The following is a 16224-nucleotide window of genomic DNA, read 5'->3' as shown; positions in this document are numbered from 1 at the left end:
GAGGTAGTTATGTGTGGAGTCGTTGGTATAGCAGGTAAAGCACCTGTAAACCAAATGTTATTTGATGCGTTGACGATGTTACAACATCGTGGGCAAGATGCGGCTGGGATTGTGACTTGTCATAATGGACGTCTTTTTCTAAGAAAAGATAATGGTATGGTACGTGATGTATTTCATACTCGCCACATGCGCGCATTACTCGGTAACTATGGTATTGGTCACGTGCGTTATCCAACTGCTGGTTCTTCAAGTAGTGCAGAAGCGCAGCCTTTCTATGTAAACTCACCTTATGGGATTACATTGGCGCATAATGGTAACTTAACCAATGCGGCTGATATTCACGATGACTTATTCAAAACTGACTTACGTCATATGAATACGGACTCAGACTCAGAAGTATTGCTAAACGTTTTTGCTCATGAATTGCAAAAATGTGCATCATTAACGCCAATGCCTGAAGATATTTTTCATACGGTTAAACGTGTACATGAGCGTTGTAAAGGTGCTTATGGCGTCGTTGCAATGATCACAGGGCATGGTATCGTAGGTTTTCGTGATCCGAATGGTATTCGTCCACTGATCTATGGTTCGCGTTTAACTGAAAATGGTGAAACCGAATATATTATCGCTTCTGAATCTGTAGCGATTACCGCGTTAGGTTTTAAAGTAGAACGTGATATTGAGCCTGGTGAAGCGATCTTTATCAATTCAAAAGGTGAGTTCTTTTCACAACAGTGTGCGGCAAATTCGCGTTACCGCCCATGTATTTTTGAATATGTCTATTTTGCGCGTCCTGATGCAACCATCGATGGTATTTCGGTATATAAAGCACGCTTGAAAATGGGTGAAACCCTTGCGAAGAAAATTCTTCGTGAATGGGGCGATATGCATGACATCGACGTAGTGATTCCAATTCCAGATACGAGCCGTACTTCTGCTTTAGAATTGGCGAATATGTTGGGTGTGAAATTCCGTGAAGGTTTCATGAAAAACCGTTATATCGGTCGTACCTTTATTATGCCGGGTCAGCAACAACGTTCCAAATCTGTTCGTCAAAAGCTTAACCCTGTAGAGCTTGAGTTTAAAGGCAAGAACGTTTTGTTGGTTGATGATTCGATTGTACGTGGTACCACTTGTAATGAAATCATTCAAATGGCACGTGATGCGGGTGCGAAAAAAGTCTATTTTGCTTCTGCTGCACCGATGGTGAAATATCCAAATGTGTACGGTATTGATATGCCAGCAAAAGCAGAGTTGATTGCTTCACATCGTAGTGTTGAAGAAATTCAGGAGATTATTGGTGCTGATCGTTTAATCTTCCAAGACTTGGATGATTTAAAAGCAGCAGTAAGAACCAGTAAAGTACCTGTCATTCAAGATTTTGATTGTTCAGTATTCGACGGTGTTTATGTCACAGGCGATATTGATGAGCAATATTTAACTGATCTTGAGCAAAGTCGTAGTGATACTGCGAAAAAGGAAAAAGATGGTTATATTGATGTCAATATCGATGCAGCATCTGTGGATTTAAGCGGTATCAAAGAAGAAATGTAAGCAACTTTGATTTACATTGAGAAAAAGCGGGAAGTTCCCGCTTTTTTCATTTATAGTATTTTGCAATGTAATGAGGAATTTTACATTGAAAGATGTCAGTCATTATTTGATAAAAAACAAGAATATGTTGTGGTCTGCAAGTATTTGCTTACTTGCGGTCATTTTGACCATTTTTATTCTAAATACTGTTTTAGGATTGCTGGTTCACTATGTGGACCCAGATCAAGAGATCTGGTGGAATATCCTCAGCCCTTACTGTGTCGGTTTGATCATCGTCATCATCGGTTGGTCAATCGCATATGAATTTTATGTGTTCCGTACAGGTGGTCACTCACTTGCAAAGCAATTAAAAGCCCGCCGTTTAAGTCAAATTGAAAGTACTCCAGAAGAAAGTGTAGCCTTAAAACTCGCAGATAAATTTGCAGAGACTTTTGAGATTGATGCACCTACATTGTATGTATTGCCAGATGAAGTCGGAGTCAACGCTTTAACTGCTGGATTTCATCCAAGAGATACGGTGATTATCTTGACCTGGGGTGCATTACAGAATTTGGATGAATTAGAACTTTATGGTTTATTGGGGCATGAGTTCAATCAAATTCTATCCGGTGAAGCACGCGAAAATACCCGACTTAAAATTTTATATAGTGGTTTAATTACCTTTAGCCAGTTGGGAAGTAAAATTGCGAAACAGGGCTTTAATCGTTATAACGCCAAGGGAAATCAACATAAATTTGAAACCAGTTTTGTCGCAGTGGGTGGGGTGATTTGGCTGCTCGGCAGTATGGGGATTTTAATTAATCGTTTGATTAAATATTTCACTTTGGGTGGTCGTACTTTTTATAACGATTATAAAACTAAAAAACTATTACTCAATAATGCCAATGTACAAACCTTATTACGTATCTATGTGCATCACGCAGGTTCTCAAATTCATAGTGAGTTTTCTGAAGCCATTGCGCATATGTGTTTTGCCAATTCCTTAAGTCCGCAAAGTTGGTTAAATATCCATCCAAGTATTGAAGACCGTATTTATGAGTTAAATCCGACACTGTTACAGGATCTACAGCTGGAAAATTTAAAAAAATTACGTAGCCAGCCTTTATTTAGTTTGTTGCGTCCTTTGGAAGAATCAACAGGGGATGTTTATAACCCGTGGGTATCTCCACAGCCTTTACCTTTATTACGCTTATCTCCAATTAGTTTTGCTTTAAATGATGCAATTAAACCTTTAAATCCAGAAGTACGCCGTCAAATTGAGCGTTCTGACTTGATTCAGCGCGCTATGCAAACGGCAACGGGTTCTCGTGAGGTGATGGTCGCAATCTTGATGATTCGACAGTATCGCGAGTTTATTCCGTCTGATGCAGAGGTAAGCCGTGCCATTATTGATTCACTTTTAAATTTAGATGGTCGGGTACATATTCAAATTTTCCATGATGCCTGTGAAAACCTCGGTAATATGCCTGCGACCAGTGCACGTCAATTTGTTACCAAGCTAGCGAAAATTATTCAAGAAGATGGTGAGATTGGTTTGTTGGATGCATTGTTGATTGAGCGTGTAAAGGCTGAATTGCATTTGTTGCCGATGCACACACCGTCATCCTTGGAAACGGTTAAACCACAAATTGTGCGCTTGATTGATGCCTTGCTACACGTACAGCAAATTAACAGTGCCAATCAGCTTGATGTGCGTTATGAGATTTTAGAACGGGTTTTGTCTAAGGATGAGTTAGAACTGTTTGAAGAAATCTCAGATGAACCTATTGATTTAGGTGAAATCTTAAATGATATCGCAGGGTTATTATTACGTGATCGCCTCAGTATTTTGGGTGTGGCTGAAATTTGTTTGTGGAACGATCGAATTATTACCCAAGATGAATTAGATGTACTGCAATTGCTGTATTGGCGACTTGGCTTTGCCACAGATGATATCGTAGATCAAATGCAGAAAAAGAACAGTGTGATGATTATTTGACAAGGGTAAAGTGAATTTTAGAAAAAGTAATCATAGCAATGATAATAAAAAGAACTAGCAGGGAAGTGCTAACACCACTTGATCTCAAGCGGTGTTAGAAAAAATGCTGAATTAACTCGCCATCGCATCGACAGAAAGCTCAGCCACGGTTGGCTTGGCTTTTTCTGCTTTTAGGCCTAGCTTATTAAACAATTGTTTGTCTTTGCCTTCACCAGCATTTGGTGTGGTTAATAATTTTTCACCACTAAATAGCGAGTTTGCACCTGCCATAAAGGCTAAAGCTTGATCTGAGTCAGTGAGCGATTCACGGCCAGCAGAGAGGCGGATATAGCTGTGTGGCATGATAATACGCGCAACCGCAATCGTGCGAATCCATTCTGTGACATCAAGTTTTTCAACATCTGCAAGTGGCGTACCTTCGATTGGAACGAGCATATTGATTGGTACAGATTCAGGATGAACAGGCAGGGTTGCTAATTCATGTAATAAACCAATACGATCATTACGATTTTCACCCAATCCAACAATACCGCCACTACAGACTTTCATCCCCGCATTACGGACATGATCCAAGGTGTCTAAGCGATCATCAAAAGTACGGGTGCTGATGATATGTGAATAGTATTCACGAGATGTATCTAAGTTATGATTGTAATAATCTAGGCCTGCTGCATGTAAACGTTCAGCTTGTGATTGGTTGAGCATACCCAGTGTCATACAGGTTTCTAAACCTAATGCTTTAACTTCGCGCACCATTTCGAGGACATAAGGCATATCACGCTCATGTGGGTTTCGCCATGCTGCACCCATACAAAAACGCGAAGAACCTGATTCAATGGCTTCTTTTGCTTCACTAATTACTTTATCAACTGCAATACGTTTTTCAGCTTCTAATTTTGAATCATAGCGTGCAGATTGCGAACAATATTTGCAATCTTCAGGGCACTTACCAGTTTTAATTGAAAGTAAAGTACTGACTTGAATGGTATTGGCATCAAAGTGTTCACGATGAGTTTGCTGTGCTTTGAAAACTAAGTCTAAAAAAGGCTGTTCATATAAAGCTTGAATTTCTTCACGAGCCCAGTCATTACGTACTGTCATTAATTAAATCCATGATAATCATTATCTATCTCTGTATATAATACATAATTCATGCCAATTCCATAGGGCAAAAAAGTCCAAATACGATGGTATCTTACGATTAAAAAGATCAAGAGTATAGAAAACTAAAATTATAAATATAGTTGCAAAGTTAACCACTTTCCTTGCGATTTACTCACAAAATTTTAACTTTAATTTTTATTAACTTCAGTGTATTGGTCATTAAAATATTCAAAAATTACAAACTTTGCAACGATCTGAAAATTATTGTTTGGCACAATTTAAGGGTATCAATGGGCTGAAATTTGGTGTTGTTTAGCGTTTTGCTCGGTAATTGCCCAATCAATATGGACTTGCACAACTTCATCATGTAAGGCTCTATTTTGGGTCAATGCTGCAATAATTTGGGCTGAATACGGTGCATTACCTAAGCCAATTGCAATATTGCGCATAAAGCTTTGAAAGCCTGTACGTCGGATGGGACTACCTTCAGTACAATTGAGGAAGGTTTGTTCATCCCATTGCCATAAATCTAATAAGTTAATATGGTCTAAGCCGTGACGTGGATTAAAGTCTTCAATCGAAGCTTTTTTGGCAAAACTATTCCAAGGACAAATTAGTTGGCAGTCATCACAGCCAAAAACACGATTACCAATACCACGTCTTAACTCTTCAGGAATGATTCCTTTATATTCGATGGTTAAATAGGCGATACATCTGCGCGCATCTAACATATACGGCTCAACAATCGCTTGAGTTGGGCAAATATCGATACAGGCTGAGCATGAACCACAATGATGCGTTGCCGGTTCATCAAAGGGCAAATCAAGTGAAGTAAATAATTCACCTAAAACAAAAAAAGAACCCGATTTTTTATGAATCAATAAAGTATGTTTACCGGTCCATCCCATCCCCGCACTTTCTGCCAGTGATTTTTCAAATACTGGCGCTGAGTCGGCAAAGGGACGGGATTCAAATGGACCAACTTTTTCTTTAATGAGGGTTGCCAAGTTTTTTAGCCGACCACGCATGATTTTATGATAATCACGTCCACGTGCATAACGGGCAATAATTGCTGAATTGGGCTCATCTGGTACATAACGCGGTTTTGGTGTTTCTACCAAATAATTCATTCGTACACAGATGATACTTTTTGTGCCTGGAACCAGTAGTGTAGGATTCGCTCTTTTTTCTAAATTTTCTTCTAAAAACTTCATATCGCCATGGTATCCGCGTTTTAAATATTCTTTAAATCGTGGTAATTCAGCTTGAGCATCAGGACGAGCAATGACACAATCAGCAAAGCCCAGTTGCAAAGCCTGTTGTTTGATCCAAGATTTTAGTTCTTGAAGATCAAGCTGTTGCAAGGGAATGGATTGCGAAGTTAACGTTGCCGACATAATGAATCAATGCGCTATAAAATAGTGAGAAGAAAAGGACAGAATGATGCATCAGCAAGTTTATCACAGCCGTGAAATACAAGCATGGGAAGCGCGTTGGTTTGCTCAGCAAAATAGCGTTTTTGGTTTAATGCAACAGGTGGCTTGGTCGATTGCGCAACGCTTAAATATTTTGTTTCAACAAGCTTCTCCCCCAATTACCACTGTTGCAGTGTGGTGCGGTGCAGGAAATAACGCAGGTGATGGCTATTGTGTTGCCTATTATTTGCATCAATACGGTTATCAAGTCGAAATATTTGCAACTGAAGCAGGGCATTCTCAGCAGTTAAAGGCGGCAATTGAATTAGTACAGACAGATAAAATAAAAATCCATCCACATTTTAATATCCAAAAGCGCTTTGATTGTCATATTGATGCACTGTTTGGTATTGGCTTAAACCGTGATTTGGATGATGCATTGCAAGCGATTATTCAACACTATAATGTCCAATCAGGTTTAAAAGTAGCCATCGATATTCCAAGTGGTTTAAATGCCAATACTGGACAGCCATTACCTGTGGCGGTAAAAACAGATCAAACATTGACTGTTTTAGGCCTGAAAGCGGGCTTGTTTACAGGGCAGGGTCGAGAATATGCGGGTCAAATTGAGCTCATTTCAATTGTTCCAATAGACCCACAATTAAAAGCTGTCGCACAGTTGTCGCCCACCCAGATTCAATTGCCACAACGCCAAGCGTTCGGCCATAAAGGCAGTTATGGGCATGTTTTGGTGGTCGGTGGGCATGCAGAGATGGGCGGTGCAGTCATGTTAGCTGCTGAATCTGCATTTAGTGCGGGTGCAGGAAAAGTCACGATTGTATGTCATGCCAAACATCACACAGCAATTCTGGCACGCTCTCCTAACATCATGCTAAGAGATATCAATGCTTTAACTGATGTGGATATACAAGATTTATTAAGCCATGTGGATGCTGTCAGTTTTGGAATGGGTTTAGGGCGTGATGCTTGGGCGAAACAACAATTTTCAAAATGGTTTTCCCCCATTCATTTAACGCCACAGCTACAAGTGGTTTTAGATGCTGATGCTTTATGGTTTTTAACTGAACAAGCTGTTCAATTCAATCAACGAACTTATCTGACGCCTCATCCAGGTGAGGCTGCTAAATTATTAAATTGCTCAGTGGCAGAGATTGAAAATGATCGTATTGCTGCGATTCAAAAACTTCAGCAAAAATATTCAGGACAATGGGTACTTAAAGGTTCTGGAAGTTTGATTTTAGAAAAGCATCTATGGATCTGTACTGCGGGGAATGCAGGCATGGGCACTGGTGGGATGGGAGATGTTCTTGCAGGAATGATTGCCAGTTTAAAAGCACAATTTGATGAAAATATTCACTTACATGAAATTGTCACCTTACATGCTTTGGCAGGTGATAGGCTCGCAAAAAACGGTATGCGTGGTTTACAGGCCCAGCAAATGCGTGATGCAGTGTACTATGTGGTCAATCATTGTCAGGAGTGAGTATGTGATGAAAGCGGTAAAATTGTTAATTCGTGGTAAAGTTCAAGCTGTAGGCTATCGTCGTTGGTTTGAAAAAGAAGCCTTACAATTGGATTTAAAAGGCTATGTGAAAAATCTAACTACAGGCGAGGTTGAAGCTGTTGTAGTCGGAGATGAACAAGCGATTTTAAGTTTGATTCGTCATTGCTATGTTGGGCCTTTACGTGCTGATGTGAGCAGTATTGAACAACAAAACCTGAATCATGATTTAAACTATACTGATTTTAAGATGATTCGTTAAAGTGATCATTTAGAATAGCAACCACATACTGATATAAATCAATATTACCTATGATGATCAACAAAATTTTATTAAGCTGTATTTTGATGTGCGGTATTCATACTGAGCTTGTCGCACAACCAGTAAACGCTGTGATGAATAAGAATAAGATTGTTTTAAAAGATTTGGACTTTAAAACTGTGATGAAATCTTTTTATCAAAAACAGATCCAATATGTCAAAATCCCTCAATTAGATCAGAGCAATATACAGTATGTCGGGATTAAAAATGCCGAATATACCCATGTCTTCGATACTGATGATGCAGTGATTGTATTTAGTCCTGCGAGTGCTTATCAAAATGCTCAAAATGAGTTGCGCTATCTGATAAGTACAACAGAAGTTTCGATAGATAAAAATAATGAATTACTAAACTTTTGTGGTGTATGCGCAACATTTACTAAAGTCTACCTGTTTAAGAAAAATGCTTTAGGTCAATTTGAGTTAGTGAGCCGGAGTCAGAATGAAAATAGTTGGATGAATGCAGATTTTAATTATTTGCCTTATCCGACTGAAAATATAGTTAAAAATATTCGAAAAATTGGTCCGCGAATAAAAGGCTATGTCGAAGAACAAGCGTATAGTCGACAAGGCTATTCAACGAGCACGCTCTATATCATCCCATTTGATGAAAACCCTGTAATGGTCAAATTGGAAGTTGCAGAAATTGGGAATGACAATGAAGTGACAGGAAGTGATAAAATCTACAATACACAAGCTGATTATCGCTTTTTAAGCACTGAGCATGATGGTTTGTACGATATTGAAATTCACTATTCTGGTACACAGCAAATCTATGTTGGTGATATTGCTAAAATTGTGCCTATAAATGAAACCCATGTTTATCAGTATAATGAAAAACAGCAGAAGTATATTCGAGTGAAATTACATGATTGATAAATATTTAGTTGTTGGAATTGTATTTGCTGCGTGTTTGGTATTGATCATTTATACCCAACTCGATAGTGGAAAAAAAGAAGATAAGTCTTTGTCATTCAAAGCGAAGTTACAAAAGGAATTTCCAAATTATACTATTCTTGAACGGAATCAAAACTTTATAATTTGTCGAGAAGGGAGTAATCCACGTATCCCTGAAGAGTTGGTATTGATTCGTGTTGATTCTGAACAGAAGAAAAATCTAAGAACTTCTGGAAAAATGTTAATTGCAACCTATACAAAGCAGCCAAGTATTCGTGAGATTCGAAAAGATACTTTGCCTTATCTCACTTGAGATGGGCTCTACCATCTCAATAAATAGAAACCCTTTCAGATCACCTTGGTGATTGCGATAGCTTGCTTATGATTGCAATAGCTTGGACTTTGACATGGGTAGAGCGAGGCGTTTTGGTGGTGTATATAAATTAACGTCGACGACTACTATTGCGACTCCGCCCACGAGCCATACCGCCTAAAGCATTCAGTACAGCTAATTTGCTCATACTGCCAGAAGCATGGGCATGGCAAATTGCTGCAGCGAGTGCATCGGCAGCATCTTGTTGGGGTTGGATTGATAAGTTAAGTAACTTCATTACCATCATCTGAACTTGTTCTTTGTCCGCAGCACCGTAGCCCACAACAGATTGTTTAATTTGACGAGCCGTATATTCTGCAACTTGTAAGTCTAAATTGACCAACGCTGCAATTGCCGCGCCACGCGCTTGCCCAAGTTTTAAAGCGGAATCAGGGTTTTGTGCCATAAATACTTGCTCTACAGCAGCTTCTGTAGGGCCATGAAACTGAACAATACGTTCAACTCCAGCAAAAATTCGTTTAAGTCGCTCAGGCATTTCTGTTGTTTCAGTGCGAATTGTACCAGCATCAACAAAAGTAAGTTTTTGACCATCTTTTTCAATGATGCCATAACCTGTTAGGCGTGAACCGGGGTCAATTCCAATAATTAAAGGCATAATACTGCTTATCGTAAGTCTTGCTTCAATTATATGATTCTAAAAATGAATTGTAAGTAAAATTTTAACTTAGTTGTATAATCAAAGTACACAACAGTATTATTTCCCTTAAGCACAACGCTAGAGGGCTCATTATTTATAAAATCTTAGTCAATAAATCGCACAAATACATAAAATCGCTGTCAGAACACAAAATTACCCTTTAAAAATTTTTAACTGCCCATATAAATGATAGAAGCAACGAAATTCATTGTTTTTATATGTGAATTTTCAAGCTCACTTTTAATTTATCTTTGAGATGCCTTGTTTCGATGAAACTTTTTCCTATTATTTTAATTGGTACGATTCTTGAAATTGCTGTATGGATTGGTGTAGCCCAATTCATTAGCGGTTGGTACGTATTTTTCTGGTTTATCATTGCTTTTGTAATTGGTTTAAACTTGTTGCGTTCAAGTACCGCAACAATTATGCCGCAATTACAACAAATGCAAATGACAGGAATGATGGGGAATGATCCTGCTATTGCCAAAAAAATGGCGACAGCATTTGCTGGTATTTTGTTGATGATTCCAGGTTTAATCACCGATGTCTTGGCGTTACTGGTTATTCTTCCACCTGTACAGAATGCAATTAAAAATGCAGGTATGAAATATATGGCGAAAAAGCAACAAGCCATGATGAACAATATGATGGGTGGAATGGGGGACATGGGTGGTGTTCAAGGTCAAAACCCATTTGCAGATTTGATGCGTCAAATGCAGGATATGCAAAACCAGCAATCTGGTGGGCAATATCGTGATTCAACCATTATTGATGGTGAAGCGCATGAAGTTGAACCGCAGCATAAACAAATTGAATTGAAAGATGTAAATAAAAAATAAAATACAGTCTACGATATTGAATAGAATGCCGAATCAATGATTCGGCTTTTTTATGCCTGAAATCAACGGAAGCAAGCATAATTTCTTAAACATATTTTTGATCAAACGATATAATCACTGAGTCACAATTTCTAAGATTCTATTATGTCGATGTTATTGACCATTTGTGCACTACACTTTGTTGCACAGTTGAGTCCTGGTCCAGATGTATTACTTGTTGCTAAAAGCTCAGCATCAACAACACGTGCCAATACTTTAAAAATCATTTTAGGCATCTCTGCTGGTGTGGTGGTATGGGTTGCATTAACCTTGCTCGGTTTTACGGTTTTATTGGAACAATGGCCATGGATTCAACAAGTCTTGATGCTTATCGGAGGCTTGTTCCTTGCCAAAATGGGCTATGCAATGTTAAGAGGCGGCATTGCAACACTTAAACAAAATACCAATTTAGATGGTGTGATAGAGCAGCCCCCTAAAAACTATTTTCTATTGGGGCTTTATACCAATTTAGCTAATCCTAAGATTGTGATTTATTTTAGTAGTGTTTTTTCATTGGCATTAAGTTCAACAGCAGGTGCAAATTTAAAACCGCAGTTGGCAGTGATTATTCCAATACAAACATTTTTAGTTTTCAGTCTGTTGATGATGATCATGTCAATTCCTAAAATTAAACGCATTTATCAAAAATCGGGAAGTTATATCGATATTGTTTCAGGAAGCTTTTTCTTATTATTTGCCATTTTCCTTTGGGTCGATGTCTTGAAAATGTTTTAGTGGTCGGGATGTTGTTGAGGATTTACGGGTTGTTGTTGTGACTGTTGATCATTGCGACTATCGTTTTGATCTTGAGTGGTATAGCGATGTGGATCTAAGGTTTTAATATTATTTTCAGATTGCGTGTATTTACGACTGCGATTTGCACGCTCTCTTAAACCGCCTTTTTTTATCAGCTGTACCAAAATAATCTCCACAACAATATCTTTAACTTTACAGATTATAACTTGAATCAATGTAATACAGAATATTGAATGAATGATCCACAATTTGATCGGTGTTGATTTATAATCACTTATTTTTAGTGTGTGGATTTAAGTTATTGAATTTATGTAAGAATATATTGAAACAAATTTGTCTTGTCAAAAGATACGAATCATGTACACTAAAAAAAGAAACAGATTTTTTGCATTACATATATGGATATAATTGTAGTGTAATAATTAAAAACAATAATAGCGCCATAAAAGGAGATCTGAATATGATTCTACAATATCATTGTGCTTGTTGTGATGAAGCTGTCAGTTCAACACAAAAAGTTTGTCCAAAATGTGGCTCTCAACATATTAAAAGCCCATATGGATTATGGACGTTTTGTCTGGTTGCTTGTTTGATTACAGCAGTAACGTTTAAAGTGGGACATATTTATTTGCAAAATCACAATACAGAAACCCCAGCGCAAGTTTCTTTATTGAGTGTATTACAGCCAGATGCTAAATCAGATGGTCAATAATTCGTGTACGTGTAGATGATGGGTTTAATTGTATAAAGATTTGATTTTTTTGAAGAACAATAAAATTAGATCATGCTAATGATTAAAATAAACAAACCATTAGAGCTGTTTTAAGTTATAAATATCGATAAGATATTTAACATATAGATATTCAGTGGAGTAGAGGAGGAAAAATTTTGAGGTATTCATCCCGATAACATTAATTCAATAAAAAAGCTCGCATTTGCGAGCTTTTTTAGATTTAGATCTTAGGCTAGAATTACAAATTTGCAGAAGCTTTAAGTGCTTCAACTTTATCTGTCTTTTCCCAAGTAAATGCAGTATCTGAACCTTCACGACCAAAATGACCATAAGCAGCGGTTTGCTTATACATTGGTTGAATCAGGTCAAGCATACGGGTGATACCGTATGGACGTAAGTCAAAATGCTCACGAACCAACTGGATAATCAATTCATCAGATACTTTGCCGGTATTAAATGTGTTGATCGAAATCGAAGTCGGCTCAGCAACACCAATTGCATAAGACACTTGAATTTCACATTTATCCGCTAAACCTGCCGCAACAATATTTTTTGCAACATAACGGCCTGCATAAGCAGCAGAACGGTCAACTTTTGATGGGTCTTTACCAGAGAAAGCACCACCACCATGACGCGCCATACCACCGTAAGTATCGACAATAATTTTACGACCAGTTAAACCACAGTCACCCACTGGACCACCAATCACAAATAACCCTGTCGGGTTGATGTGAAATTTAGTACCCGCATGGAACATTTCAGCAGGGATGATTTTTTTCACGATTTCTTCAATCACAGCTTCTTTAAGATTGGCTTGTGAAATTTCAGGATCGTGCTGAGTTGAAAGAACAACTGCATCTAAGCGAACAGGTTTGCCATTTTCGTAGGCAAAGGTTACTTGGCTTTTTGCATCTGGGCGTAACCACGGTAGTGCGCCGTTACGACGTAATTCAGCTTGTTTTTCCATTAAGCGATGCGCATATGAAATCGGTGCTGGCATCAACACATCAGTTTCACGGCTTGCATAACCAAACATTAAACCTTGGTCACCTGCACCTTGGTCTTCTGGTTTCTGACGGTCTACACCTTGTGCAATTTCAGGTGATTGTTTACCCACCATGTTAATCACAGCACAAGTTGAACCATCAAAACCTAAATCGGTATGGTGATAGCCAATTCCATTTACGGTATTGCGGACAATAGTTTCAAAATCGACATTTGCAGTCGTTGTAATTTCACCTGCAAGAACGACTGCACCAGTTTTTACTAATGTTTCGCATGCAACCCTAGCGTATGGGTCTTCTTTTAAGATTGCATCCAAGATAGCGTCACTGATTTGGTCAGCCATTTTATCTGGATGGCCTTCGCTCACAGATTCCGAAGTAAAAACAGCATACTCGCGCATGAAAGTCCTATCACAGTAATTTATAAAGACGCAATATGTTACATCGACTTCAGCCTGAGGACTAGCATTACCTGACTAAAATGCATGAATTAAATTCATTTTCATGTGTTTTTAATTGATATGCTCATTAGAAAAATTGATAAAAGATTACGATCGAGTCCTGTTTCTTGGAAAATTTGCAAAAGCAGAGCGATTTGCATTCAAGTTAACATGACTTTTTATCGAGTGAAACGCTTTAGCAAGATCTTGTTCTATTGAATAATGATCAGCATGAAATTTTCAAAATTTAGACTGAATCGGATGGTGCAAGAATATCCGAATGTAACTGCATCGCTTAAACATAATCAAATTTGTTTTGCTGATGTTGAGATGTTCGATGTGAATAAGAAAAAAGACCGTTTTTAACGTTGATTTAAGACTATTCGGTATATTTTTTAATTAATTTGCAACCTAAGCGGATAAATATAGACTTAAGTCTTTACCCTGATCGCTTTTTTTAAGACAATACATCCCAGTTTTTGAATTTTCTATTCATCTTCCTATATTTTAATTTATTGGACTCTGATTTATGACAACCCCGCTGAATGAACGTCGTATAGCTAACGCAATTCGTGTATTGGCTATGGATGCTGTGCAAAAAGCTAATTCTGGACATCCAGGTGCTCCAATGGGGATGGCAGATATCGCTGATGTCGTATGGCGTGAATTTTTAAACCATAATCCAAGCAACCCACAATGGGCAAACCGCGACCGTTTTGTATTGTCAAATGGTCATGGTTCAATGTTGCAATATGCTTTGCTTCATTTAACTGGTTATGATCTTTCTATTGAAGATATTAAACAATTCCGCCAATTACATTCTAAAACTCCTGGTCACCCAGAATTAGGTTATGCACCAGGGATTGAAACGACAACAGGTCCACTTGGTCAAGGTGTTGCCAATGCTGTAGGTTTTGCACTTGCTGAGAAAACTTTAGCGGCACAATTTAATAAAGAAGATATTCAAGTTGTAGATCACTTCACTTACTGTTTCTTGGGTGATGGTTGCTTAATGGAAGGTATTTCCCATGAAGCATGTTCACTTGCTGGAACATTAGGTCTTGGAAAACTCGTTGTTTATTATGATGACAATGGTATTTCTATTGATGGTGAAGTAGAAGGTTGGTTCTCTGACGATACAGAAGAGCGCTTTAAAGCTTATGGTTGGCAAGTACTTCGTGCAGACGGTCATGATGCAGATGCAATTCGTGCTGCGACAGTTGCTGCGCGTGCAGAAAGCTCGAAACCAACTTTGATTATCTGTAAAACGATTATTGGTTTAGGTTCTCCAAACAAACAAGGTAAAGAAGATTGCCATGGTGCGCCATTGGGTAATGATGAAATTACATTAACTCGTGAAGCATTGGGTTGGAAAGAAGAGCCGTTTGTTATTCCTGCTGATGTCTATGCCGCTTGGGATGCAAAAGCAAAGGGTTCAGCTTCAGAAGCTGCTTGGAATGACGTTTTTGCAAGCTATGCTGCAAAATACCCAACAGAAGCGGCTGAGTTAAAACGCCGTGTGAATGGTGACTTGCCTGCAGAATTTTTGGCACAAGCGGATGCTTATATTGCTGAAGTGAATGCCAAAGGTGAAACCATTGCAACACGTAAAGCAAGCCAAAATGCGATTCAAGCATTTGCACCTTTACTACCTGAAATTTTAGGTGGTTCTGCTGACTTGGCTGGTTCAAACCTTACACTTTGGAAAGGCGCGAAAGGGGTTGAGTCTGATCCTGCGGGTAACTATGTACATTATGGTGTGCGTGAGTTTGGTATGACTGCAATTGCCAATGGTGTAGCATTGCATGGTGGTTTCATTCCTTATGTAGCAACCTTCCTTATGTTTATGGAATATGCTCGTAATGCAGTTCGTATGTCTGCATTGATGAAACAACGTGTGATCCATGTTTATACTCATGACTCAATTGGTCTAGGTGAAGATGGTCCAACGCATCAACCTGTTGAGCAAATTGCTTCTTTACGCGGTACGCCAAATTTAAATACATGGCGTCCATGTGACACAGTTGAAGCGTCTATTTCTTGGAAATCTGCTTTAACACGTAACGAAGGTCCTACAGCGTTAATTTTCTCTCGTCAAAACTTACCATTCCAAACACGTACTCAAGCTCAGATTGAGAATGTTGTGAAAGGTGGTTATGTATTGGCTGAAGAAAAAGGCGAATTAAAAGCGATCATCATCGCGACTGGTTCAGAAGTTTCATTGGCAATGGAAGCATATGCACAACTTGATGGTGTACGTGTAGTGTCTATGCCATGTGCGGAAGAATTTGTGAAGCAAGATGCTGCATATCGTGAAGCGGTATTACCATCAAATATCCGTGCACGTGTTGCAGTTGAAGCTGGACATGTAGATTACTGGTGGAAATTTGTAGGTCTAGACGGCAAAGTTATTGGTATGTCAACTTACGGTGAGTCTGCACCAGCCAAAGATTTGTTCCAATTCTTTGGTATTACCACTGAAGCTGTTGTTGGCGCTGTAAAAGAATTAACTGCTTAATTCTTGCATCGTTTTAAATATTGAAACGCCCCGAGAGGGGCGTTTTTATATTGTGAAATTTGTTTGTAAATTA

Annotated in this window: 16 protein-coding genes; 11 read left to right on the top strand and 5 right to left on the bottom strand. The window is 38.5% G+C overall.

All coding sequences use genetic code 11. The features are described 5' to 3' along the window. Nucleotides 1-9: 9 nt before the first annotated feature. Both purF and M2R48_RS12975 read left to right on the top strand, forming a co-directional pair. Nucleotides 10-1554 (top strand): amidophosphoribosyltransferase, encoded by a 1545-nt coding sequence (gene purF, locus M2R48_RS12980; RefSeq protein ID WP_262086382.1) that lies wholly within the window; start codon nucleotides 10-12, stop codon nucleotides 1552-1554. Between the two features lie 85 nt (nucleotides 1555-1639). After that, a complete protein-coding gene (locus M2R48_RS12975) occupies nucleotides 1640-3532 on the top strand; it encodes a M48 family metalloprotease (protein WP_004822360.1) in 1893 nt (630 codons plus the stop codon). A gap of 111 nt (nucleotides 3533-3643) precedes the next feature. Here M2R48_RS12975 and bioB read toward each other — a convergent pair whose 3' ends face one another. Beyond that, nucleotides 3644-4633, bottom strand: a complete 990-nt coding sequence (gene bioB, locus M2R48_RS12970) for a biotin synthase BioB (protein WP_004719449.1) — start codon at nucleotides 4631-4633, stop codon at nucleotides 3644-3646. A gap of 290 nt (nucleotides 4634-4923) precedes the next feature. Beyond that, nucleotides 4924-6033, bottom strand: coding sequence for a tRNA epoxyqueuosine(34) reductase QueG (gene queG, locus M2R48_RS12965; RefSeq protein WP_262086381.1), 1110 nt, complete (start codon nucleotides 6031-6033; stop codon nucleotides 4924-4926). Nucleotides 6034-6079: 46 nt separating this feature from the next. On the opposite strand from queG, the gene M2R48_RS12960 reads away from it, so the two are divergent. The 4 genes from M2R48_RS12960 to M2R48_RS12945 are packed head-to-tail and all read left to right on the top strand — an operon-like array spanning nucleotide 6080 to nucleotide 9104. Further along, entirely contained in the window at nucleotides 6080-7555 is a 1476-nt protein-coding gene (locus tag M2R48_RS12960; RefSeq protein ID WP_262087495.1) for an NAD(P)H-hydrate dehydratase, read from the top strand. Nucleotides 7556-7562: 7 nt separating this feature from the next. Beyond that, entirely contained in the window at nucleotides 7563-7835 is a 273-nt protein-coding gene (locus tag M2R48_RS12955) for an acylphosphatase (RefSeq protein ID WP_262086380.1), read from the top strand. Nucleotides 7836-7885: 50 nt separating this feature from the next. Further along, nucleotides 7886-8770, top strand: a complete 885-nt coding sequence (locus M2R48_RS12950) for a hypothetical protein (RefSeq protein ID WP_262086379.1) — start codon at nucleotides 7886-7888, stop codon at nucleotides 8768-8770. Continuing rightward, nucleotides 8763-9104 carry a hypothetical protein gene (locus M2R48_RS12945; protein ID WP_004719458.1) on the top strand — a complete coding sequence of 114 codons (342 nt, stop codon included), beginning with the start codon at nucleotides 8763-8765 and terminating at the stop codon, nucleotides 9102-9104. The genes M2R48_RS12950 and M2R48_RS12945 overlap by 8 nt, the downstream gene beginning before the upstream one ends. 130 nt (nucleotides 9105-9234) lie before the next feature. Here the strand turns inward: M2R48_RS12945 and ruvC are convergent, their stop codons facing one another. Beyond that, nucleotides 9235-9780, bottom strand: a complete 546-nt coding sequence (gene ruvC, locus M2R48_RS12940) for a crossover junction endodeoxyribonuclease RuvC (protein WP_004719459.1) — start codon at nucleotides 9778-9780, stop codon at nucleotides 9235-9237. A gap of 311 nt (nucleotides 9781-10091) precedes the next feature. Between ruvC and M2R48_RS12935 the strand changes: the two genes are divergently transcribed. Both M2R48_RS12935 and M2R48_RS12930 read left to right on the top strand, forming a co-directional pair. After that, nucleotides 10092-10661 (top strand): FxsA family protein, encoded by a 570-nt coding sequence (locus tag M2R48_RS12935; protein ID WP_262086378.1) that lies wholly within the window; start codon nucleotides 10092-10094, stop codon nucleotides 10659-10661. Between the two features lie 144 nt (nucleotides 10662-10805). Continuing rightward, nucleotides 10806-11435 carry a LysE family transporter gene (locus M2R48_RS12930; protein ID WP_056512737.1) on the top strand — a complete coding sequence of 210 codons (630 nt, stop codon included), beginning with the start codon at nucleotides 10806-10808 and terminating at the stop codon, nucleotides 11433-11435. On the opposite strand, the gene M2R48_RS12925 is transcribed toward M2R48_RS12930, so the two are convergent. Further along, the gene (locus M2R48_RS12925) at nucleotides 11432-11620 is read right to left on the bottom strand and encodes a hypothetical protein (RefSeq protein WP_016539348.1); all 189 of its coding nucleotides are present in this window, start codon (nucleotides 11618-11620) and stop codon (nucleotides 11432-11434) included. The two genes, M2R48_RS12930 and M2R48_RS12925, sit on opposite strands and share 4 nt — an antisense overlap. 296 nt (nucleotides 11621-11916) lie before the next feature. Between M2R48_RS12925 and M2R48_RS12920 the strand changes: the two genes are divergently transcribed. Next, on the top strand, nucleotides 11917-12168 hold the full coding sequence (locus M2R48_RS12920; RefSeq protein WP_262086377.1) for a hypothetical protein: 252 nt from the start codon (nucleotides 11917-11919) through the stop codon (nucleotides 12166-12168). A gap of 259 nt (nucleotides 12169-12427) precedes the next feature. On the opposite strand, the gene metK is transcribed toward M2R48_RS12920, so the two are convergent. Further along, nucleotides 12428-13594 carry a methionine adenosyltransferase gene (gene metK / locus M2R48_RS12915; protein ID WP_004719464.1) on the bottom strand — a complete coding sequence of 389 codons (1167 nt, stop codon included), beginning with the start codon at nucleotides 13592-13594 and terminating at the stop codon, nucleotides 12428-12430. A 270-nt stretch (nucleotides 13595-13864) separates the two neighbouring features. Here metK and M2R48_RS12910 point away from each other — a divergent pair, with 270 nt between their 5' ends. Continuing rightward, nucleotides 13865-13999, top strand: coding sequence for a hypothetical protein (locus M2R48_RS12910; RefSeq protein WP_262086376.1), 135 nt, complete (start codon nucleotides 13865-13867; stop codon nucleotides 13997-13999). 163 nt (nucleotides 14000-14162) lie between these two features. Next, nucleotides 14163-16151: a transketolase gene (gene tkt / locus M2R48_RS12905; RefSeq protein ID WP_262086375.1), complete on the top strand. Its 1989-nt coding sequence runs from the start codon at nucleotides 14163-14165 to the stop codon at nucleotides 16149-16151. Nucleotides 16152-16224: the final 73 nt, after the last annotated feature.

This window comes from Acinetobacter sp. I-MWF (genome assembly GCF_025433935.1).
GTDB lineage: Bacteria > Pseudomonadota > Gammaproteobacteria > Pseudomonadales > Moraxellaceae > Acinetobacter > Acinetobacter guillouiae.
Note: the sequence above shows the minus strand (reverse complement) of the source record. Positions and strands in the feature narration are given on the sequence as shown.